Raw genomic sequence first — 21,205 nt, 5'->3', positions numbered from 1 at the left:
CGAGGATTCACCGCGGTGACGTGTTCTGGATAGGGCCAGATGACTCGCGAGGCCCTGTCCCGAGCTACTCCCATCCCCACGTGGTGGTTCAGGACGACGTCTTCAACCACTCGCGCATCACGACCGTGGTCGTGTGCGCATTGACGTCGAACCTACACCGGGCGAACGAGCCGGGGAATGTCCTGCTCGAGGTGGGCGAGGGGAACCTTCCCCAGCAGAGCGTTGTGGTCGTGTCGCAGGTCTCTTCGGTCGACAAGGCCCGCTTGGGTGAGCGGATTGGGTCGCTGTCCGACACGCGGGTGGAGCAGATTCTGGCCGGCCTGCGATTCCAGCAGGTGTCGTTCTTCGAGCGGTAGCGAACGGCTCCTTCGACATCGCCCTCCTCCGACTCCTCGTCCTGCTCCTTCAACGCACAGGTGCCAATGGTGCGGGAGGTTCTGATCTACTTGGCCAGTTTCCGGAACCCAGGAGGAATTGCCGCAGGGCCGCCATCCGCATGGAAGCCTCCATCGGGAGTGCCTCCGTCGGGAGTACCTCCGTCGGGAGTACCTCCATCGGGAAACGAGGGTGTGCGAGGCTTGCGCGACGGGGGCCAGGGGTTCTTGGCCTGCCACTCTGGACGCGTGAAGAAGGGCGGATCGTCCACGGGTTCCGTGTCCATGCGATCGAGATCGCTGAGCTCGTATAGCTGACTGTGCCCTGCATCTTCGTTGTCGCCAGCATCCGGGGACGAGGGAAGAGAAGCCCCATCGGGCTCATCGCCGTCTACCCGTCTGAGGATGCGGCCGTCGATGCTGATAGCGTATTTGGCACTCCAGTCCAATGGCGCGGGTCTCAGCGCACACTCCTCAGAGAAGTAGTCCGGGGAAATCTGAACAAAGATAATATTCTCTTGGCGGATGACCTCGTAGAGGAAGTCTCCTGGCCTGTTCCAACAAGGGTCGTTGCCAGCGTATGGAGGGATGAAGTCCTGGGCGGCAACCATCATGGCTTGGACTATCGGGCCATCTATAAGAAGTTTCTCGGCGGACCGGCCGAGCCGCACCCCGCCAGACTCAAAAACATTCGGGAATCTGATGGATTCCTCATATCTTGGCGGCGTCGGCTGGGGCGCCGGGCTCCGCACGCAACTGACCAGGACAAGCGTGGTCAGCAGTGCCGAGTTTCTCATAGAGCACCCATCGTAGGGCAGTGAGCCTTCTCTTCCATGATGGTGGGAGCATTCAACAAATCACGGGTCAACCACCTGACGACGTGAGTCTGCGTGCAACTCCATTGCCTGCCAGAGCGGGCCCACTTCAATATCTTGCCGGTGTAGGGGGAGTAGGCATAGAAGCCGTCGCATGTCGGATTTTCATGCTCGTTCGAGAAAAACGCGACGAGGGAAAGGCGCCGATCCCGATCTTTCGTTTTGGGTTCGAAGCCATGTAGGCTCCCTTGGCCCACAAGGAAGAGCACATCCTCTTCGGAGATCCGAGTGTCGAAGGTGTGATTGTGAAGAACAACAATGTATTGGATGTTCTCCGATGGGTAGCGACGATCCTCCACGAAGGACGGAAGAGAACAGTGCTTGGCCTTTCCGGTGGGATCGGATCCTGCTTGATCCGTTAGAAGGCTGATTTCGTATTTGTTGTCTGGCGTGTAGTACATCCAGGCGCAATATTCAGTCGCGGCTCGCCTGCGTAACTGGAACGCCTCTCGCTCCTCGCGGAGGGCGGTAGTGGGGGGGCTTCGGCCGGCGCTTGAACGGGGTTTCGTGAAAATCTTCCTGCAGGCCGCAAACAGCGCCTCCGAATAAGAATCGAATGTCCCGAGCATGGGACCCGGAAGGCTCTCCAGGCGTGGGCCCCCAGGAGGCGGGCGCGCGATATCGGCATCAAGTTCTTCCGAGTCGGGAGCGATAGCCTTCGAAGATGAGCACCCCAAGACGGCAGAAACGGCCAGGACACGAAGGAGGTGCCGCCAGTGCGCGGGCGTCAGCATGAGGTGGGATGTTGGCATCCCCATCGCCGAGTGGCAATCCATCGAGGCCCACCGTTAGACGCCCGCCACCGCCCACCTAAGCCAGCGTCTCGCTCGTAAGCTTTCCGCCAGGCGACGACCCAGGTATGCATGTCCACGATGGCCAAGAGACCGCTGAAGTGCTGGAGTCTCGCGATCGGATGTCTCCTGCTGGGGTTGCTGCTGCCCGGCCGCTCCGCTGCCGATGAGCCGCGGAGCGAGTCCGCTGTGCCTGGCGTCACACCGGGGGGAGCCCTGGCCCGGATCCAGGCCGCGGGCGTCCTGAGGGTGGCCATCGACGCCACCTACCCGCCCATGGAGTTCCTGGAGAAGGGTCAGCCCGTGGGCTTCGACGTCGATCTCGCCCGAGAGATCGCACGCCGGCTCGGCGTCACCGCACAGTTCATCGTCATGGACTGGGACGGCATCCTCGCCGGGCTCACCTCCGGCCGCTACGACATCATTCTCTCGTCCATGAACATCACCCCCGCGCGTCAGCAGCAGGTCGACTTCGTCGAGTACGCGCGCATGTCCCAGGTCTTCGTCACCACCCGCGGCCGCAACATCCGCACCGAGCAGGAGCTCGCGGGCCACCGCGTCGCCGTGCAGACGAACACCACCTCGCAGCGGTGGGTAGAACAGCTCCAGCAGCGCGGCGTCGCCGTCCGGGAGATCCGCCCCTTTCCCGGCGCCACCGAGTGCTTCGCCGCCGTGCAGTCCGGTCAGGCCGACGTCATCGTCATCGACGAGCCCGTGGGCCGCTTCTTCTCCCGCAGGGACGACTCCTTCGTCATCACAGGCCAGGCGCTCGAACCGGAGCCAATCGGCATCGCCATCAACAAGCAGGACTCCGATCTGACGGCTGCCATCTCCCGCGCCTTCGAGGACATCCAGCGCACTGGCCAGCTGAAGCAACTCTCCGAGCGCTGGTTCGGCGGCGAGCTGGGTCAGGCGATCAAGCCCCAGGGCTTCTGGTCCTTCTCCCGCGAGGTGGTGCTGCCCCGGGTGCTGCAAGGGCTTGGGGTGACGCTGCAGCTCACGCTCGGCTCCGGGGCGCTCGGCATCGTCCTGGGGTTGCTCGTGGCGCTGGCGCGCATCTCTCGCCGCCGGGGAGTCCGTGGCGTGGCCCTGGCCTACATCACCTTGTTCCGCGGAACTCCGCTGCTGCTGCAGCTCCTCTTCATCTTCTTCGCACTGCCGCTGCTCGCCGGAGTCCGGCTGGGCCCCATGGCCGCGGGCCTCACCGCCCTGTCCCTCAACGCCGCGGCCTACATCGCGGAGATCTTCCGCGCTGCCATCGAGTCCATCGACAAAGGGCAGATGGAGGCGGCGCGGGCGCTGGGCATGAGCCATGACCTGGCCATGCGCCGGGTCATCCTGCCGCAGACGTTCCGCCGCCTCATCCCTCCCCTCGTCAACGAGCTGGCCGCGCTCTCCAAGGACACCTCGCTCGTCATGGTCATCGCCCTGCCGGAGATGCTCTACGAGACGAAGCAGCTCGCGGGCACATACCTGCGCCCCGAGGTCTACGCCTGGGCGGCTGTCGGCTACCTGATCATCGTCGTCACCCTGTCAGCGCTGGCCCAGCGGCTGGAGCGGCGGCTGGAGGCCCGAGGCACATGAGCGGCCCGATCATCCGCGTCGAGGGGCTGCGCAAGTCCTTCGGCGAGCGCGAGGTGCTGAGGGGCATCGACCTGGAGGTCGCCGCTGGCGAGGTCGTCGTCATCATCGGGCCGAGCGGCTGCGGCAAGTCCACGCTGCTGCGCTGCCTCAACTCCCTGGAGGAGCCCACCCAGGGGTGCATCTGGCTGCGCGGCGAGGTGCTGGGGCGGCAGGAGAGAGACGGGCGGCTCGTGCCTCGCCCGGAGGCCGAGGTGGATCGGCAGCGCACCCACATCGGCATGGTCTTCCAGCGCTTCAACCTGTTCCCCCACATGACGGCCCTGGGCAACGTCATCGAGGCTCCCCTCCACGTGAGAGGGCTCTCCCGCCCCCGGGCCGAGGAGCTCGGGCTGCGGCTGCTGGAGCGCGTGGGACTGCTCGACAGGAAGGACGAGTACCCCGCCCGGCTCTCGGGCGGGCAGCAGCAGCGGGTGGCCATCGCCCGCGCGCTCGCCATGGAGCCCGAGGTCATGCTCTTCGACGAGGCCACCTCCGCGCTCGATCCCGAGCTGGCCGACGAGGTGCTCCAGGTCATGCAGAGCCTCGCCCGGGAGGGGATGACCATGCTGGTCGTCACCCATGAGATGGCGTTCGCCCGCGAGGTGGCCCACCGTGTCGTCGTCCTGGACGCAGGCACCGTCCTGGAGCAGGGCCCTCCCTCCGTCATCTTCTCCCAGCCCTCGCAGCCACGGACCCGGGAGTTCCTTCGCAAGGTGCTCCACGTCCGCCCGGAAGCTCCAGGCTGAAGCTCCCGGCCCCCTACTCCCCTGAGAGCCGGACCGCAGCCACGAGCTGAGCGTGCGTCAGGCGCTCGGGTTCCGCCACACCGCGATCGCCTGGAGGGCGACGGCGTAGAGCACCAGCAGCCCTCCCACGGGCGCCAGGAAGATGCCGAAGGACGGATCCCCCTCGGGGTGGCCGATGGCGCCCAGCAGGAAGCCCAGCGGCATCGCGGCGCTGCCCACCATCAGCACCCGCGAGGCGCTCGTCCGGCGGCCCTCGCTCAGCGCCCGCGTGTCCGCCCACGGCACATAGATGAGGTTCAGCAGCCCAAACGCCGCTCCGTGAAAGTGGGCCAGCGACCAGAGCCGCTGCATCCACGCATCCCGTACCAGCGGCGCCCACCGGAAGCCCTCCAGCGTCTCCAGCACCACCCCGAACACCAGCGAGACGAGCAGCAAGGTCCACCCGAACCGGGCATGAACGCGGGCGCGGCCCTCGGCCGCGGGAGCCTCCGTCTTCTTCTGGGTCGTCACGTCACTCGCCTATCAGGATGGGAGGTTGTGCCGCGCGCTTCCTCAGGAGCTCCTCGATCGTCGCTGGGATCGGCTCCAGCGCAGCGTCCAGAGGGACGGCCGGATCGGGCCGGGGAATATCACCCTTGTCCAGCGCCGCCCACCACTCCCGCCAGCGCCCCACCACGCGAGCGCGCTCCTCGCGGGTGGCCTGGGGTTCGAAGCGCGGCAGCCGCCCCGCCGAGGCCGTCAGCGCGGGCCGCGCCTCACCCGCGCGGGCCACGAGCGACTCGAGCGAGAGCCACGCCATGCGCCGGATGGAGGAGTAGTCGTCCTCCATGGCCTGCAGGAGGAAGGGAACAGCCCACAGCCGGGCCAGCGGCTGAGACGTGGCGCTCTGTCCCTCCCCCAGCGCCGTCGCCGCCACCGCGCGCTGCACCACATCCCCCGAGAGGAGTGCCCTCACCCCCTCGGCCACCTCGAAGGCCGGATCCGAGGGGAGTTCCTCCGGCGGTGGCTGCCCCTGCTGCTTCCGCAGCGTCTGCGCCGCCCACTTCGCGCTCCGATCGGTGTGGCAGAGCGTGCACGCCTCCGGCATGTCATGGCGCCAGGCCCGCGAGGGATCCGGCGTCTGGATCAGGTGCGAGCGGTGGATCCGCATGATGCCGTAGACCATCTTCGGCATGTGACAAGCGTAGCAGTCCGTGCCCGAGGAGCCCTCGCGGTGCCGGCTGTGCTCGGCGGCTCGGGCCACGATCGCTGGGTGGCACTCCTGGCACGCCGCGGGCCCGCGCATCTCCTGCGTGATCATCCCTCGAGGATCTCCGCCATGCATGCTGTGACAGTGCTGGCACGTCAGCCCGCCACGCTGGAAGTCCTTGGACATCAGCAGTCCCTGGTACTCGTACGCGGTGAGGCGCGGCGTCCCATCCCTCCAGAAGCGCAGCGACACATCCACCCCCTGGAGGTGGCTCTCCCGGTAGATCGGCCGCGTGTACGAGGAGAGGTTGTCCCCCGCCGTGTACGGATCTCCCTCGGAGAGGAACTGGCGGATGCGATCCAGCGGAGCCGGCATGCGCTGGCCGTGGCAGTGGCCGCAGATCTGGATCCGCCGCAGCGGCTCCAGGCGCATCGGGTTGACGATGGAGGGATCCGGCTTGTCCGAGTAGTGCAGGTAGTAGCGGCGCAGCGGCAGGGAGTTGCGAGCCACGTGCTCATCCCCCGGCCCGTGGCAGGCCTCGCAGGCGATACCGAGCTCCGCCACGTGGCTGTCGAACGTCGCCTTCTCCCAGTCGTAGCCCGGGCGAGCCTTCACGTTGTGGCAGAAGATGCAGTTGGCGTTCCACAGCGCCCGGTGCGCGTTGAAGTCCGTGCCGTCCGGATCCAGGAAGCCCCCCGTGAGGTGGAACCAGCGCCGCCCTTCAATGTCCCAGGCGAGCGGCAGGCGGATGTAGCGATCTCCCTCGCGCACCAGGTACTGCTGCACGCGCCGCGAGCCCACCGTGCGCGCCACCTCCTGGCGGCGCATGCGCCCCTCTCCATCCAAGGTCTCGATGACGAAGCGCTCACCGTCACGCAGGAAGCGCGAGCTCACCCCCGCGTAGGTGAAGCTCACCCCGCTGAAGTCCCCCACCACCGACTCCGCCCCCGCCTCCTGCGTCATCGTCCGGTGGAACGTGCGCCGCCAGGTGTCGTAGTGGTCCGGGTGGCAAGGCTGGCACGACACGGAGCCCGTGTACGCGACGGGGCTCAGCGGGACGGGCGTGCGCACCTCGGCGGCGATGGCTCGCAGCGCGGCGCCGGCCACCAGGCCCAGCACCGCGAGGCCGAGCCCCCAGGCCAGGTAGGGGCTGCGCAGGCGCGCACCAACGGACGTCATGGCCCGATGCATAGGCGCTCCAGGTATGTCCAGTCGACCTCTGTCTTGGACGCACTGGCTGCTCGGCTGGTGCGGGAGGAAGGAGCGCCGCGGCCTCAGCCCGGGTTCGCTCAGCGCAAAACCTTTTTCACGGTTTTTTCGATGAGCTCAAACTTTTGTTGACGATTTGAACCTTCCGGTCTCGCTGTGATAACTACACCCCAGTTGGAATGGGGTACTGCACACCCTTCGGCCCTCTTTCCACCGGATCCGCACCGAGCGCGTGCGGATTCCACCCATCGCTGCGCTCGTATGTCGGGGCTATAACACTATGAATCAATCGGTGAACCGGCTGCCCGGAACAGGGCTGCGAGCCATGGGCGCACGTGTGCTTGGGCTGGTCGGAATGATCTCGATGCTGGCCTGCGAGGGCCCGAGCAGCACTCCCACGCCGCAGCAGCTCGAGGGGTATCGCTCGAACCTGGCGACGCACAAGGTGCAGCTCAGCGCGGAGCAGGCGCAGGAGCTGGAGAAGCGCGGCGCCAAGATGCACCTGATTGGCGACTACGGCTCCTTCAAGCTGGTCGAGGTGGATGAGCAGGTGCTGTCCTCGCTGCCCGAGGGCGCCGAGCCCCGCGACGAGCTCAACGACATCCTGCTGAACGCCGGGACGATCGACACCGCGTCCGCGCACGGCCAGTCCCTGCGGGGCATGAAGTCGCAGGCCACCGGCAAGCGCTTCCACCTGGTGCAGTTCGCCGGCCCCATCCAGCCCGAATGGTACAAGAGCCTCGAGGCCACCGGCGTCCAGGTGGTGTCGTACATCCCCAACAACACCTACCTCGTCTACGGCGACGCACAGGCGCTGAGCACCCTGCAGCAGCAGATCACCACCAAGGCGGCGCCGGCCATCCAGTGGAACGGCGACTACCTGGATGACTTCAAGCTCAACCCCGCCATCCACACCGTCAAGTCGGAGACCTACGAGGTCCAGCTCATCAAGGATGAGGCGGCCAACGGCCCGACGCTGGAGCTCATCCGCGGGCTGCAGGCGAAGAGCGGGACGATCCAGGAGTCGCTGGGCTACGTGAATGTGCACACGTACCTGGCGGTGAAGGATCTCTACGAGATTGCCTCCCGGCCGGACGTGATCTCCATCCAGCCACGCCCCATGCCGCGCAAGTTCGACGAGCGGCAGAACATGATCGTGTCCGGCCAGCTGACGGGCACCCAGCCCAACCCGCCGAACTGGCTGGCGTGGCTGGCCGAGAAGGGCTTCACCCAGGCGCAGTTCACCGCGTCCGGCTTCGGCGTGGACGTGACGGACAGCGGCGTGGACAACGCCGTTCCCGCGGCGCCGAACCACTTCGGCCTCTATGTCGGCGGCAACATCTCCAACACGAGCCGCCTCATCTACTCCCGCCTCGAGGGCACGCCGCACGGCGGCAGCACCATCCAGGGCTGCGACGGCCACGGCAACCTGAACGCGCACATCATCGGCGGCTACTCCAACCAGACGGGCGCGCCGTTCGAGGACGCGGCCGGCTTCAACTACGGCCTGGGCGTGGCGCCCTTCGTGAAGGTGGGCTCGTCCGTCATCTTCGACCCGGGGACCTTCACCAGCCCCATCTACGAGGATCTGCAGTCGCGCGCCTACCGCGATGGCATGCGCGTGAGCTCCAACAGCTGGGGTGCCAACACCAGCGCCTATACCTCGGATGCGCAGCGCTACGACGCGCTGGTGCGTGACGCGCAGCCGGGCACCTCGGCAGTGCCTGCCGCGGGCAACCAGGAGATGGTCATCGTCTTCGCCGCCGGTAACGCCGGTCCGGGCGCGGGCACGGTGGGCAGCCCCGGCACCGCGAAGAACATCATCACCGCGGGCGCCTCGGAGAACGTCCAGGCCTTTGGTGGCGCGGACCAGTGCGCCGTGCCTGACAGCGACGCGAACAGCGGCTTCGACATCGTGGGCTTCTCCAGCCGCGGTCCCGCGGCGGACGGCCGCAAGAAGCCGGAGCTGGTGGCTCCGGGGACGCACGTCTCGGGCGGTGTGGCCCAGGTGGATGGCCAGCGCGCCAACCCGCCGGCCAACCCCAACGGGCAGGCGCTCGGCTGCTTCGACGCCTCCGGCGTGTGCGCCGGCCCTGGCAGCAGCAACTACTGGCCGCTGGGCCAGCAGTGGTACACGGCCTCCTCCGGTACGAGCCACTCGACCCCGGCCATCGCCGGCGGCGCGGCGCTCGTTCGCCAGTACTTCATCAACCAGAGCATGGCCCCGCCCAGCGCGGCGATGACGAAGGCGTACCTGATGAACTCGGCCCGCTACATGACGGGCAGCGCCGCCAACGACAACCTCTGGTCCAACAACCAGGGCATGGGTCTCATGGACCTGGGCATGGCGTTCGACGGTATTCCGCGCCTGCTGGACGACCAGAACCCGGCCAACCTCTTCACCGCCACGGGCCAGACCCACGAGTTCAACGGCGTGGTGGCGGACTCCAGCAAGCCCTTCCGCGTCACCGTGGCGTGGACGGACGCGCCGGGCTCCACCACCGGCAGCGCCTGGCGCAACAACCTGGACCTGACCCTGACGATCGGTGCCAACACCTACCGCGGCAACGTCTTCACGGGTGCCAACTCGGTGACGGGTGGCACGGCGGATGGCTCCAACAACGTGGAGAGCGTCTTCCTGCCCGCGGGTGTCTCGGGGCCCTTCACCGTGACGGTGACGGCAGCCAACATCAACTCGGACGGCCTGCCGGGCAACAGCTCCCCGCTGGACCAGGACTTCGCCCTCATCGCCTACAACACCTGCCAGGATGCCCCGCCGACGATCACCGGCGTGACGGCCACCGTCAACGGCAACAACCGCATCGACGTGGCGTGGACGGACAACGGCGCCGGCTCGTACAACATCTACCGTGCCACCACCGCGGGCGGCCCGTACACCCGCGTGGGCACCACGGCCGGCTCGCCCTTCCCGGACACCACCGTCTCCGGCGGCATCACCTATTACTACGTGGTGCGCGGCGTGGACTGCGCCGAGTCCCCGGACTCCAACGAGGCCTCCGCGACGGCCACCGGCACGTGCACCCTGCCGCCTGACTTCGGTGGCGCCACCAGCGCGACCAACGCTGGCACGGCCACCTGCGGCAACACGGTGGCCTGGTCCGCGGGCACGCCCATCTGCGGCGGCACGCTGAGCTACTCCGTCTACCGCAGCACCACCGCGGGCTTCACCCCGTCGATCGGCAACCGGATCGCCACGGGCGTCACCGGCACCAGCTTCGCGGATGATCTGAACCTGACGCAGGGGACCCGGTACTACTACGTGGTGCGCGCCACGGAGACCGGTGCCGCCACCGTCGAGGAGACGAACACCGTCGAGCGGTCGGCTGTGCCCACCGGCGTCGTGACACCGGGCGTGCGCTACTTCGATGACCTGGACGGCACTCGCCCGCCCAGCGCGGCCTCATACTGGATCGCGACGGCCAGCCCCGCGAACACGATCAACCTCGTCAACGGCTGCCACTACCAGTCGGCCACGCGCTCGTACCGCTTCGGTGCGGCCAGCGCCACCTGCGGTGGCACCTACCCGAATACCGCCACGGCCACCCTGTCGCTGGGCGGCAACGGCAGCACGGCCGGCATCAACGGCTTCGCCATCCCCGCCAGCACGCTCGGTCCGCAGATGTCGTTCAACATCTGGTACAACTTCGAGCCTGCGTACGACGGCGCCTGGCTGGCCTACAGCACCACGGGTGCGGCCGGTCCCTGGACCAATGTGGGCGACACGACGTCCGCGACGGCTCCGTACATCTCCGCGGGCGGCTACGACGGCACGCTGAACAGCAGCTCGAGCACCCGGATCTGGACCAGCACGAACACCGGCTCCAACGGCTCGCTGAAGGCCGTCACCGTGAACCTCAACTCGCTGGCAGGCCAGACGGTGTGGTTCGCGTTCCGCGCCTCCACCGACGGCTCCGTCGTCTCCGAGGGCTTCTACGTGGACGATGTCCGCATCAACGCGGATGGGTACGGGTCGTGCACCACCAACCTGCCTCCTCCGGGCCCGGCCGTCGCCTATCAGTTGACGGGGCTCCCGGCCTCGGTGCAGGCGGGCAGCCCGGCCACGTTCAACCTCACGGCCGTGGACAGCCTGGGCCAGACGGCCACCAGCTACAACGGCACGGCGTCCTTCACCAGCACGGATCCGCAGGCCCTTCTGCCGGCCAGCGCGACCTTCGCCGCGGGCGTGGCAAGCAACGTGTCCGTTGACTTCCGCACCCTGGGCGCGCAGTCCCTCACGGCCAGCGACACGGTGAGCCCGGCCATCTCCGGCAGCGGCAGCACCACTGTCACCGCGGGCGCCGCGGCTGGGCTGACCTTCACCGTGCAGCCCTCCGACAGTGCGGCCGGTACCTCCATTGCCCCGTCCGTGAGGGTGGGCCTGGTGGATCAGTTCGGCAACGCCGTCACCACGGGCACCCAAAGCGTCACCGTGGCCCTGGGCAACAACCCCGCGGGCGGCACGCTGAGCGGCACCACCACGGCGACGATGGTCGCGGGCGTGGCCACGTTCAGCACCCTGTCCCTCGACAAGGCGGCCACGGGCTACACGCTGGCGGCCAGCTCCACGGGCCTCACCGGCGCCACCAGCGATGGGTTCGCGATCACGGCCGGCGCGGCAGCGAGCCTGGCCTACCTCACGCAGCCCTCGAACACCGGCGCGGGCGTGTCCATCGCCCCGGCGGTGCAGGTGGCCCTCCTGGACGCGTTCGGCAACGCCACCGCCTCCACGGACGACGTCACCGTCGCGCTGGGCAACAACCCGGGCGGCGGTCCGCTGGGCGGCACCACCAGGGTGGCGGCCGTCAACGGCGTGGCCACCTTCAGTGACCTGTCCATCGCCCGCATGGGCTCTGGCTACACGCTGGAGGCCAGCTCGGGGGCGCTCCCCCGCATCACCAGCAGCGGGTTCGACATCACCGCCGGTCCTCCGCACCGGGTGACGATCACCCAGCAGCCGAGCGATGTCATCGCAGGCGCCGTCATTGCCCCGGCCGTGCAGGCGACCCTGTATGACCGGTACGGCAACCTGGCGACGCTGGCCACCACGCCGGTGTCCATCTCGCTCGGGAACAACCCGACGGGCGGCACGCTGGGCGGCACCACGACGATCGCCGCGGCGGGCGGCGTGGCCACCTTCAGCAACCTGTCGGTGGATCGCGCGGGCTTCAACTACACCCTGGTGGCGGGCGCCAGCGGCATCTACTCGGACACCAGCGTCGGCTTCGATGTCGGCGTGGGCGCTCCGGCGGCGCTGGCCTTCACGGCCTCGCCTTCCGGCAATGTCACCTCGGGTGCGGCCTTCACGGCCCGGGTGGCGGTGCGGGATGCGGGCGGCAACCTCGTGACGGGGGCTCCGACGCAGGTGACGCTGTCGCTCACCAACGCGGCGGGGGCCACCCTGAGCGGCACCCCGGTGGCGACCACCGTCAACGGCGTGGCCACCTTCACCGGCCTCTCCGTGGATCAGGCGGGCTCGGGCTACGCGCTGCAGGCGAACGCCACGGGCCTGGTGCCCGCGACGTCTCCGGCCTTCGGCGTGAATCCGGGCGCGGCCGCGGTGCTGGCCTTCACCACCCAGCCGGGTAACTCCACGGCGGGCGCGGCGATCGCTCCGGCGATCAGCCTGGTGCTGAGGGATGCCCAGGGCAACACGGTGACGACGTCCAGCGCGAGCATCACGCTGGCGCTCGGCGCCAACCCCTCGGGCGGCACCCTGAGCGGCACGAGGACGGTGGCGGCCAGCAACGGCATGGCCACCTTCCATGACCTCAGCCTGGACAAGGCCGGCACGGGCTACACCCTGCAGGCCACCTCTGGGGCGCTCAACGCCACGAGCAACAGCTTCGACGTGGCGGCAGGCGCCGCGGCGCGGCTGGCGTTCCGCGCGGCTCCGGCCAACGGCACGGCGGGCACGGCGCTCGGCTCCGTCCAGTTGGAGATCCGGGACGCGCTGGGCAACCTCACCAGCTCCTCTGCGCAGGTGAGTGTCAGCCTGGGCGGGCCGGCGGGCGGCATGCTCGGCGGTACCACCACGGTGGCGGCGAGCGGCGGTGTGGCCACGTTCAACACCCTGGTCATCAACCAGGCGGCGAGCGGCTACACGCTGACGGCCAGCACGACGGGCGTGCAGAACATCACCAGCGGCGCCTTCGACATCGCTCCGGCGGCGGCGGCGCAGCTGGCGTTCAGCACCCAGCCTGGCAACACGCTGGCGGGCGCGCCCATCACCCCGGTGAGGGTGTCCCTCCAGGACGCCTTCGGGAACCAGCTCTCGAGCTCGACCCAGAACGTCACCCTGGCGCTGGCGGCCAACCCCGCCGGCGGCACGCTGAGCGGCACCACCACGGTGGCGGCCGTCAACGGCGTGGCCACCTTCGGTGACCTGTCCATCGCCCGCGCGGGCACGGGCTACACGCTGACCGCGTCGGCGGGCTCGCTCACGAGCGCGACCAGCGCGGCGTTCGATGTCGCGGCGGGCAACTCCACGCGGCTGGTGTTCCGCATGGTGCCCTCGAGCACGACGGCGGGCAGCACCCTGGCGACCACCACCGTGGAGCTCCAGGATGCCAACGGCAACCGGGTGAACTCCTCGCTCAGCATCACCCTGTCGCTCCAGGGCGGCCAGAGTGGCACGCTGGGCGGCACCACCACGGTGGCGGCGAGCGGCGGTCTGGCGACCTTCAGCAACCTGTCCATCGCCCGGGCCGGGATGGGCTACCAGCTGGTGGCGCACGCGGCGGGTGTGACGGATGCCACGAGCACCGCGTTCGACATCTCGCACGGTGCGGTGGCGGAGCTGCACTTCACCGTCCAGCCGGGCAACACGCGGGCGGGCTCGGTGATCAGCCCTGCCGTCCGGGTGACGCTGCAGGACGCCTTCGGCAACGTGGCCACCAGCGCCACGGACTCCGTCACGGCGGCCCTGGGCAACAACCCGCGCAACGGGACGCTGTCGGGCACGAAGACGGTCAACGCCATCAACGGCGTGGCCACCTTCGGCAACCTGTCCATCGACAAGAAGGGCCAGGGTTACACGCTCCGGGCCAGCTCGGGCGCGCTGCCTCAGGCGACGAGCGCGGCGTTCGACATCACCAACGGCGGTGGGCCGAAGCTGATCCTCCGCACCGTGCCGGCGCAGGTGACGGCGGGTGAGGCGCTGCCTTCCATCGAGGTGGAGCTGCAGGACGAGCTGGGCAACGCGTTTGACGACACCTCGTTCAACGTGTCGCTGGGCCTGGGCGAGAACACGGTGGCGGGCCAGCTGTACGGCCGCGCGACGGTGGGCTCGACCAATGGCGTGGCGAAGTTCGACGGCCTCACCCTGCGCAAGGCTGGCAACGGCTACACGCTGGTGGCGACGGCCCAGGGCTTCGAGGGTGCGACGAGCACGGCCTTCACGGTGGTTCCGGCGGCGGCGGCCAACTACGCGCTGACGTTCCCGGCCAGCGTGACGGCGGGCCAGGAGGCGACGCTCTCCGCTACGGCCTACGACGCCTACGGTAACCAGGCCTCCAGCTACGGCGGCTCGGTCAAGGTGACGAGCTCGGACAGCGCGGCCACCTACAGCGCCAATGCCACCTTCGTCGAGGGTGTGCTCCAGAGCCTCAAGGTGACGTTCAAGACCTCGGGCCTGCGCACGCTCACGGTGACGGACACGGAGAAGGACACGCTGGCGGCGACGGCGCAGCTCAACGTCACGCCCTTCGCGCAGCCGACGGTGGCGGTAACGGATCCGGTGGGTGGCACGAGCGTCAACGGCTCAGTCAGCATCAACGCCTCGGCGGCGGTGGCCCCCGGCACCACGGTGGCCAAGCTCCAGATCCTCGTGGATGGGAAGGAGATCGCCAGCGGCAGCGACGCGACGCTGGCGGGCAGCTGGAACAGCGATGAGGCGGAGGGTGGCTCGCACGTCATCACCGCCATCGTCACGGATGGCGCCGGCAACATGGTGAACTCCGCTCCGGTGATCGTCTTCACGGAGATCGACACGGGCTGCGGCTGCGGCGCCACCTCTGGCACCGACGCCGGCATCTACCTGCTGCTGCTCGTCCTGGCGCGGTTCGTGCTGGGCCGGAGCCGCCGGCAGAACGCGGCCTGAGGACTGAGGCAGCCCCGGGCGCCTGAAGCGGGCGCTCCGGGGTGGGCCGGGCGGAGAAGGGTGTTCCGCCTGGCCGCTTGGAAGTCGAGCAAGTAACAAGAATGCGCCGGCGTGGACCCTTCCCGCCGGCGCATTTGTTTTGAGAGGGGAAGCGGGTGCCCCATGGGGCAAGGAGGCACATCATGACGTTGCTGGCAGGCACGATGGGGGCGTGGGCGGTGGCGCTGGTGCTGTCGACGGGCCCGGCGAAGCCCGAGCGGGCCGCGGAGCTCAAGCAGCAGGCCGAGAAGCTCGCGACCGAGGCCCGGGCGCTGGCCAATGCGAGCGGGTGCGCGAAGGTGGAGGGGTGCGAGGTGGCGGGGTTTGGCCACAAGGCATGTGGCGGGCCGCGCGAGTACATCGCCTACTGCGCGAAGACGACCGATGTGAAGGCGCTCCAGGGCAAGCTGGCCGAACTCGAGAAGGCCGAGAAGACCTGGCAGGCCGAGACGGGGGAGATGTCCAACTGCGCCCTGACGCGCAGACCGCCGCCCCGTCTCGTGGACGGCATGTGCCGCACTCGCTGAACTTCTGAAGGGCCGGCGGCCCGCGGCAGGCTCCAGGAGAAGGCGCCGGACACTGGGATGGCGCCCTCCCCTCCCTGCAGGACGATGCGAGGCTGCTCAGCTCTTCATCTTCGAGCAGGCGTCGCGGTCCGCCGCGAGCCGATCCTGGGCGCGCTTCAGCTCCTCCTGGGTGCTGGTGATGGCCCCCTGGACGCTGGCCTCCGCGGGTGTCCAGGCAGCGGCATCCTTGACCTTGAGCTCCTGGGCGATGGCCAGCGCCTGCTGATCCGCCTTGAGCTGGGCCTCGATGGCGCCCACCCACTTCGCGTCAGCCTCCGCCACCTGATTGCACCGGGTGACCAGCTCCGCGGCCAGCTTCTTGTCCTTGGACTTCTGGGACTTCATCACCACCGCGTCATACGCCTCCGCGGCGCTGTCTCGCGCGCCGAACGCCAGCATCGTGTCCGCCGCGCGCTGCTGGCGCACCAGCTCGTTCTGGATGAAGCGCTGCTCGGGCAGCGGATCCGTGGAGGGCTCCGCGGCCTTGGAGTTGAAATGGATGAAGCGTCGCGAGAACCGCATCGCGTCCGGCGGTGGCGTCACCGGCAGGGCCATCAGCTTCTGCTGGAGGCAGGTGGCCAGCGCGGTGCCCTCGGGCGCAGTCACGGGATCGAAGCTCACCTCGGCCGGCGTGGCCTGGCCCTTCGCCAGGTGGACGCGGGCCATGAGCGTGGGAGGAACCTGGGTGGTGTAGGCCGCGTAGCAGTCGCACCACTGCGGCTGGCCCAGGCGCACCGCGCCCGAGTAGTCCGAGCCTGAGTCGCTCCCGAGGATGACGGCCAGGCTGCGGCCCTGCTCGTGGGTGAACTCCGTCTCGGCCGACATCGGCGCGGCTCCCTTGGGCGAGGCCGCCAGCGGCACCAGACTCTCCACCGCCTTCTGCACACAGGCCTGGCCCTCGGGGGTGAGGTTCTCGCCAGAGACCGTGTGCTTGCCACCTTGATCGGAGACCTGGGTCCTCACCACCACGCGGGTGCTCTTGCCTTCGCCCCGCGAGGTGGCCGGCACCAGACACTCCATCACCTGCGGCCGCGCGGCAGACAGGGCGCCCAGCATGATGTCCGGGTTCACGGGCTGGGGCAGCGGCGCGGCCTGCGAGGCCTGGCAGACGGCGACGTCGAACGGGTGCTGGTTGGAGACACGGACCGTGTCCTGGACGGGTGCGGCGGCGACGCCCTGCTTCTGCATGGGCGCGCAAGAGGCGGTGAGGACGATGGATGCCACAACGGCACGACGCAACATCATGGGTGCTTCCTCCGGGGCTGGAACTGCGGAGGCCTCATCTACCAGCTTCCTCGACGACCATGGCGCTTCCTCCACCCCGGCGCTTGGGCTCGGCCACAGCGGTGACGGTGCCGTCCGGGTTGAAGCGGAGGCCGGTGACAGCGCCGATCTGGCCCGAGCTGGTAAAGGTGTGCCCCCTCTCCTTCAGCGCCGCCGCCTCGGGCGAGGCGATGAACTCGGGCTCGGCCTGGCTCTTCCCGTCGGGGGTGTTGCGCTGCGAGACACGCGGCGCCGCCACGGCCTCCAGCAGCGGCATGCCGAGATCCAGGTGGTTCACCAGCGTCTGCAGCACGGTGGTGATGATGGTGCTGCCTCCCGGGCTCCCCAGCGCCACCACCGGCGCGCCGTCCTTGAGCACCAGCGTCGGGCTCATGCTGCTGCGGGGCCGCTTGCCCGGCTCGGGGATGTTGGCGTGCGGGGCGGTGGGGCTCGGAGGCACGTCGAAGTCCGTCACCTCGTTGTTGAGCAGGAACCCGTAGCCCGGGACCACGATGCCACTGCCACCCTCGGCCTCGATGGTGCACGTGTAGGAGACGATGTTGCCCGCCTTGTCCGTGGTGCTGATGTGCGTCGTCTCCCGGTTCGGCACGTCCAGCACCGAGGGGCCCAGCGAGGCAGAAGGTCCGGCCGCCGTGCGTGGGAGGAAGCTCGGATCCTCCTGGAAGGAGAAGGGGTTGCCCGGGGGCAGCTCGCGCGCGGCGGCGCTGGCCAGGTCCATCGCCTTGCGCCGCTCGGCCGCGTAGTCCTTCGAGAGCAGCCCGGCCACGGGCACGTCCACGTACTCGGGGTCAGCCACATAGGCCGTCCGGTCCGCGAAGGACACGCGTGAGGCCTCGAGGTAGCGGTGGAGGAAGTCCACGCGGCTCATGGAGGCGGGCTCGAAGCCCTCGAGGAGGTTCAGGGCCAGCCCCACGGTGAGCCCTCCGCTGGAGGGCGCCGGCATGCCATAGACGGTGTAGCCCCGGTAGGTGCTCTTCACCGGCTCGCGGACGCGCGCCTCGTAGTCCGCCAGATCCGACAGCTGCATCACGCCCGGGCGCACCTTGCGCGGAGCGTCCGGCACCACCGGCGGCCGCGCCAGCGTCCCCACGATGGCCTGAGCGATCTCACCCCGGTAGAAGGCCTGACTGCCGCCCTTGGCCACCAACCGGTACGTCTTCGCCAGCTCCGGGTTGGTGAAGACGGAGCCCACGGGGCGCGGCTTCCCGTCGGGAGTCAGCAGGAGTTGGGCCGAGCTGGAGAACAGCTTGAAGCGCTCGACATTGCGCGTGGTCTGCTCGAAGAAGGTCTCATCCACCTCGAAGCCCTGCTCGGCGATGCGGATCGCCGGCTTCAGCACCTCGGACAGCCGCCGCGTGCCGTAGCGCTCCAGGGCCAGCTCCCAGCCTCGTACGTTGCCCGGCACGCCCGTGGACAGCCCGCTGGTCATCACCTCCGGCATGGGGATGGGCGCGCCGTTCTCATAGAAGAGCCCGCGGTGCAGAGCCCGGGGTGCCTTCTCCCGGTGCTCCACGGTGACGACGCGCTGCTCATCGGCCAGGTAGATGACCATGAAGCCCCCGCCCCCGATGGCGCAGGAGTACAAGTCCGTCACTCCAACCGTGGCCGCCGCGGCCACCGCCGCGTCTACCGCGTTGCCCCCATCCTTGAGGATCTCGATGGCGGCCGCGGTGGCTCGCACGTCGATCGTAGCGGCCGCGCCCCCGCGACCCGTGGCCTCGGGCTTGAACGGAGGGGCGGGAACAGAGGAGGCCGCCTTGTCGTGGGCACAGGAGACGGCCAGCAACACACCGGCACAAGCCGCGAGGAAGAGTCTGCGCATGGGGGGTCCTGGGAGATGGCTCGGCGTCCCACCCTAGCCCGCGCACCGCCCGAGTGGGGGACAGATGCGGCATGCTGGCGCACAGGACATGCCCAGGCCCCCGCTCGCCCCCCCCTCCTTCCCGCTGCCCGTCGTCCTCGACACCAACGTGGTCCTGGACGTGCTGGTGTTCGACGACCCTGTCACTCGCCCACTGGCTGATGCGCTGGCCGAAGGTGCGCTCGCCGCGTGGGCTGACGGAGAGACCCTCTTGGAGCTGGAGCGGGTGCTCACCCTGTCCACCTTCAAGCTGGATGAGGCCGAACAGCGCACGGCCTACGCTCGCTATCAGCGCCTGGTGCACATGGCCCCCGCGGTGTCCTCCACTCCTCTTCCCGAGCTTCCCCGGTGCCGCGACCGGGACGATCAGAAGTTCCTCGTCCTCGCCGCCCGCTCAGGGGCCGCCTGGCTCGTGAGCAAGGACAACCGGCTCCTCTCCCTGGCCGATCGCCATGGCCTGCCGTTCGCGATCCTCTCACCGAAGCAGGCCGTGGAGGGGCTGAAGCTCGCGCGCGGCGCCGGGTGAGCCGTCGCTCACCACTCCAGGCACGCCAGGCGATGCGGTGGGCGTCAGGTCCTGCTCAGCTCGCCATGATCAAGAGCGCGCCCAACACCGCAACCCACGACCAGTACCTCACCGGCATCTGCATGAAAGCTCCTCCCGTTCAAGGCGAGCGCACGCTGCCCCGCTGCGGGCTCGAGCACCATTGGCGTAAGCGCCGAGACAAGTATGGGCTGGAGGACAGCGGGGCCCAGAGCGAGCGTGTCTCACGCCTTCGACATGGGTGACTGGAAGCCCGCGCAGCAGCTGGAGGTGGACGGCCGCACCCTCTACCTCTGGATCGTCCCCGAGCGTTCACAAGACAACCAATCTCCCCGGACTGTAAATATCCAATGCGAGCGCTTGGCTTACCCCTGGAAAACGGGTAAGAGTCGGAAAATTTACCGAGTCAAAAGACTCGGGAGCCGACTCACCCTCCGGGGGCAAGCCTGTGATGATCGAGAGATTCCGCCGAACCGTCATCCTTGTAGGCGCATGTACGCTGTTGGGGTCCATGGGTTGCGGAGCACCATCCTCGGAAGAGGACGCGGGGCTGAGCCAGACGCAGCTGCCGCTGCTCATGGGCCCGGACTTCATCGTCCGCGAGGTGAGCGCTCCGCCCAGCGCGTTTCCCAACGGTCCGCTGCCGGTGACGGTGACCGTGTGCAACCAGGGCACGGACGCGGAGAGCACCACCGTGGATGTCCTCCTGTCCGAGGACGGGGTGCTGACTCCGGAGGACTTGCCGCTCTACTCCCAGTTCCTGGGCTGGCTGCAGCCGGGGCAGTGCGAGACGAACACGTTCTACACGTCGGCTTCGGTGCCGAGCGGGGCCAGGTACGTGGGGGCCGTCGCGGACCTCTTCAACGGCTCGGCGGAGTCCAACGAGACCAACAACGCGCGGACCGGTCCCCTCGTGGGCATCGGCTATGACGCGGACATCATCATCCAGGAGGTGAGTGTCCCGGCCAGCGCGTCGCCGTGGAACGTGATGACGGCCTCGGTGACGGTGTGCAACCAGGGCACCGTGGGCGGTAGCGCCGAAGTCCAGCTGGTGCTCTCCGAGGACACGGACATCCGCTTCTCGTGGGATGGGCCTCCGGGGGAGCAGGACCTGCCCGTGTTCTCCTTCTACTCGGGGCCGCTGGACGCGGGGCAGTGCCGGAAGGAGCAGTTGCAGTTCCAAGTCCAGCCTCCGCACGAGGGCGGCTGGTACCTGGGCGCGATGGCCGATCCCGGCAACATGACGCCGGAGCTGATCGAGACCAATAACACGCGCGCCAGCGAGCTCTTCGGCATTGGCATCCAGGCCGACTACATCATCCAGACGGTGAGCGGCCCGCCCAGCATCGCACTGGGGCTGCCCTTCACGGCCTCGGTGAGGGTGTGCAACCAGGGCACCGTGGGCGGTAGCACGGATGTCCAGCTGGTGCTCTCTCAGGACACCACCATCCGCTTCTCCTACGAAGGTCCTCCGCAGGATCAGGATCAACCGCTGACCTCGTTCCCGACGGGGCACCTGGAGGCTGGGCAGTGCCGGACGCACCAGGTGGAGACCAGCGTGCATGTCTCCCAGGAGGGCCCCTGGTACCTGGGCGCGGTGGCGGACCCGGGCCACGGCGAACCGGAGCTGATCGAGACGAACAACACCCTGGCCAGCAAGACCGTGGGCGTCGGCTATGGGCCGGACTTCATCATCGAGTCGGTGATCGGCCCTCCCAGCGCCACGCCGGGGTGGCCTCTCGAGGTCTCGGTGACGGTGTGCAACCAGGGCACGGATGGAGGCAGCACGGATGTGCAGCTGGTGCTCTCCGAGGACACCACCATCCGCTTCTCCTACACCGAGCCGCCGCAGGGCCAGGATCAGCCGATGACCTCCTTCTCTACGGGGTGGCTGGGGGCCGGGCAGTGCCGGACGCAGCAGGTGGAGACCTCCGCACAGCCCTATCGCTACGGCGCCTATTACCTGGGCGCGGTGGCGGACCCGG

12 protein-coding genes are annotated in these 21,205 nt (G+C 68.7%); 7 read left to right on the top strand and 5 right to left on the bottom strand.

Annotated elements, in window-relative coordinates:
• On the top strand, positions 1–356 hold a 356-nt coding region (locus VD972_RS16200; protein WP_324987900.1), incomplete at its 5' end, for a type II toxin-antitoxin system PemK/MazF family toxin.
• Positions 357–1,167: 811 nt separating this feature from the next.
• Here VD972_RS16200 and VD972_RS16195 read toward each other — a convergent pair.
• On the bottom strand, positions 1,168–1,818 hold the full coding sequence (locus tag VD972_RS16195; protein ID WP_324987899.1) for a hypothetical protein: 651 nt from the start codon (positions 1,816–1,818) through the stop codon (positions 1,168–1,170).
• Positions 1,819–2,121: 303 nt separating this feature from the next.
• On the opposite strand from VD972_RS16195, the gene VD972_RS16190 reads away from it, so the two are divergent.
• Both VD972_RS16190 and VD972_RS16185 read left to right on the top strand, forming a co-directional pair.
• On the top strand, positions 2,122–3,624 hold the full coding sequence (locus VD972_RS16190) for an ABC transporter substrate-binding protein/permease (protein WP_324987897.1): 1,503 nt from the start codon (positions 2,122–2,124) through the stop codon (positions 3,622–3,624).
• Positions 3,621–4,409: an amino acid ABC transporter ATP-binding protein gene (locus tag VD972_RS16185; protein ID WP_324987896.1), complete on the top strand. Its 789-nt coding sequence runs from the start codon at positions 3,621–3,623 to the stop codon at positions 4,407–4,409. Before VD972_RS16190 ends, VD972_RS16185 begins: the two co-directional genes overlap by 4 nt.
• A 57-nt stretch (positions 4,410–4,466) precedes the next feature.
• Here VD972_RS16185 and VD972_RS16180 read toward each other — a convergent pair whose 3' ends face one another.
• Both VD972_RS16180 and VD972_RS16175 read right to left on the bottom strand, forming a co-directional pair.
• Positions 4,467–4,919 carry a hypothetical protein gene (locus VD972_RS16180; RefSeq protein WP_324987895.1) on the bottom strand — a complete coding sequence of 151 codons (453 nt, stop codon included), beginning with the start codon at positions 4,917–4,919 and terminating at the stop codon, positions 4,467–4,469.
• Between the two features lies 1 nt (position 4,920).
• Positions 4,921–6,777, bottom strand: a complete 1,857-nt coding sequence (locus tag VD972_RS16175) for a cytochrome c3 family protein (RefSeq protein ID WP_324987893.1) — start codon at positions 6,775–6,777, stop codon at positions 4,921–4,923.
• A gap of 385 nt (positions 6,778–7,162) precedes the next feature.
• On the opposite strand from VD972_RS16175, the gene VD972_RS16170 reads away from it, so the two are divergent.
• Both VD972_RS16170 and VD972_RS16165 read left to right on the top strand, forming a co-directional pair.
• Positions 7,163–14,926 carry a S8 family serine peptidase gene (locus VD972_RS16170; RefSeq protein ID WP_324987892.1) on the top strand — a complete coding sequence of 2,588 codons (7,764 nt, stop codon included), beginning with the start codon at positions 7,163–7,165 and terminating at the stop codon, positions 14,924–14,926.
• Positions 14,927–15,108: 182 nt separating this feature from the next.
• Positions 15,109–15,492, top strand: coding sequence for a hypothetical protein (locus VD972_RS16165; RefSeq protein ID WP_324987890.1), 384 nt, complete (start codon positions 15,109–15,111; stop codon positions 15,490–15,492).
• 96 nt (positions 15,493–15,588) lie between these two features.
• On the opposite strand, the gene VD972_RS16160 is transcribed toward VD972_RS16165, so the two are convergent.
• Together VD972_RS16160 and ggt are read right to left on the bottom strand one after the other, a co-directional pair.
• Complete coding sequence (locus VD972_RS16160) at positions 15,589–16,776, bottom strand: hypothetical protein (protein WP_324987888.1); 1,188 nt, start codon at positions 16,774–16,776, stop codon at positions 15,589–15,591.
• 34 nt (positions 16,777–16,810) lie between these two features.
• The gene (gene ggt / locus VD972_RS16155; protein ID WP_324987885.1) at positions 16,811–18,637 is read right to left on the bottom strand and encodes a gamma-glutamyltransferase; all 1,827 of its coding nucleotides are present in this window, start codon (positions 18,635–18,637) and stop codon (positions 16,811–16,813) included.
• An 88-nt stretch (positions 18,638–18,725) separates the two neighbouring features.
• Between ggt and VD972_RS16150 the strand changes: the two genes are divergently transcribed.
• Both VD972_RS16150 and VD972_RS16145 read left to right on the top strand, forming a co-directional pair.
• Positions 18,726–19,202: a putative toxin-antitoxin system toxin component, PIN family gene (locus VD972_RS16150; protein ID WP_324987882.1), complete on the top strand. Its 477-nt coding sequence runs from the start codon at positions 18,726–18,728 to the stop codon at positions 19,200–19,202.
• Between the two features lie 529 nt (positions 19,203–19,731).
• A partial coding sequence (locus VD972_RS16145; RefSeq protein ID WP_324987878.1) for a CARDB domain-containing protein occupies positions 19,732–21,205 on the top strand: 1,474 nt, incomplete at its 3' end.

The sequence above is a fragment of the Hyalangium sp. genome, assembly GCF_035629615.1.
GTDB lineage: Bacteria > Myxococcota > Myxococcia > Myxococcales > Myxococcaceae > Hyalangium.
Note: the sequence above shows the minus strand (reverse complement) of the source record. Positions and strands in the feature narration are given on the sequence as shown.

What these genes read in the sequence shown, in the direction of transcription:
- VD972_RS16195 (WP_324987899.1), bottom strand. Translation starts at nt 1,818, where the DNA reads ATGCTCGGGACATTCGATTCTTATTCGGAGGCGCTGTTTGCGGCCTGC.
- VD972_RS16190 (WP_324987897.1), top strand. Translation starts at nt 2,122, where the DNA reads ATGGCCAAGAGACCGCTGAAGTGCTGGAGTCTCGCGATCGGATGTCTC.
- VD972_RS16185 (WP_324987896.1), top strand. Translation starts at nt 3,621, where the DNA reads ATGAGCGGCCCGATCATCCGCGTCGAGGGGCTGCGCAAGTCCTTCGGC.
- VD972_RS16175 (WP_324987893.1), bottom strand. Translation starts at nt 6,777, where the DNA reads ATGACGTCCGTTGGTGCGCGCCTGCGCAGCCCCTACCTGGCCTGGGGG.
- VD972_RS16170 (WP_324987892.1), top strand. Translation starts at nt 7,163, where the DNA reads ATGATCTCGATGCTGGCCTGCGAGGGCCCGAGCAGCACTCCCACGCCG.
- VD972_RS16165 (WP_324987890.1), top strand. Translation starts at nt 15,109, where the DNA reads ATGACGTTGCTGGCAGGCACGATGGGGGCGTGGGCGGTGGCGCTGGTG.
- VD972_RS16160 (WP_324987888.1), bottom strand. Translation starts at nt 16,776, where the DNA reads ATGATGTTGCGTCGTGCCGTTGTGGCATCCATCGTCCTCACCGCCTCT.
- ggt (WP_324987885.1), bottom strand. Translation starts at nt 18,637, where the DNA reads ATGCGCAGACTCTTCCTCGCGGCTTGTGCCGGTGTGTTGCTGGCCGTC.
- VD972_RS16150 (WP_324987882.1), top strand. Translation starts at nt 18,726, where the DNA reads ATGCCCAGGCCCCCGCTCGCCCCCCCCTCCTTCCCGCTGCCCGTCGTC.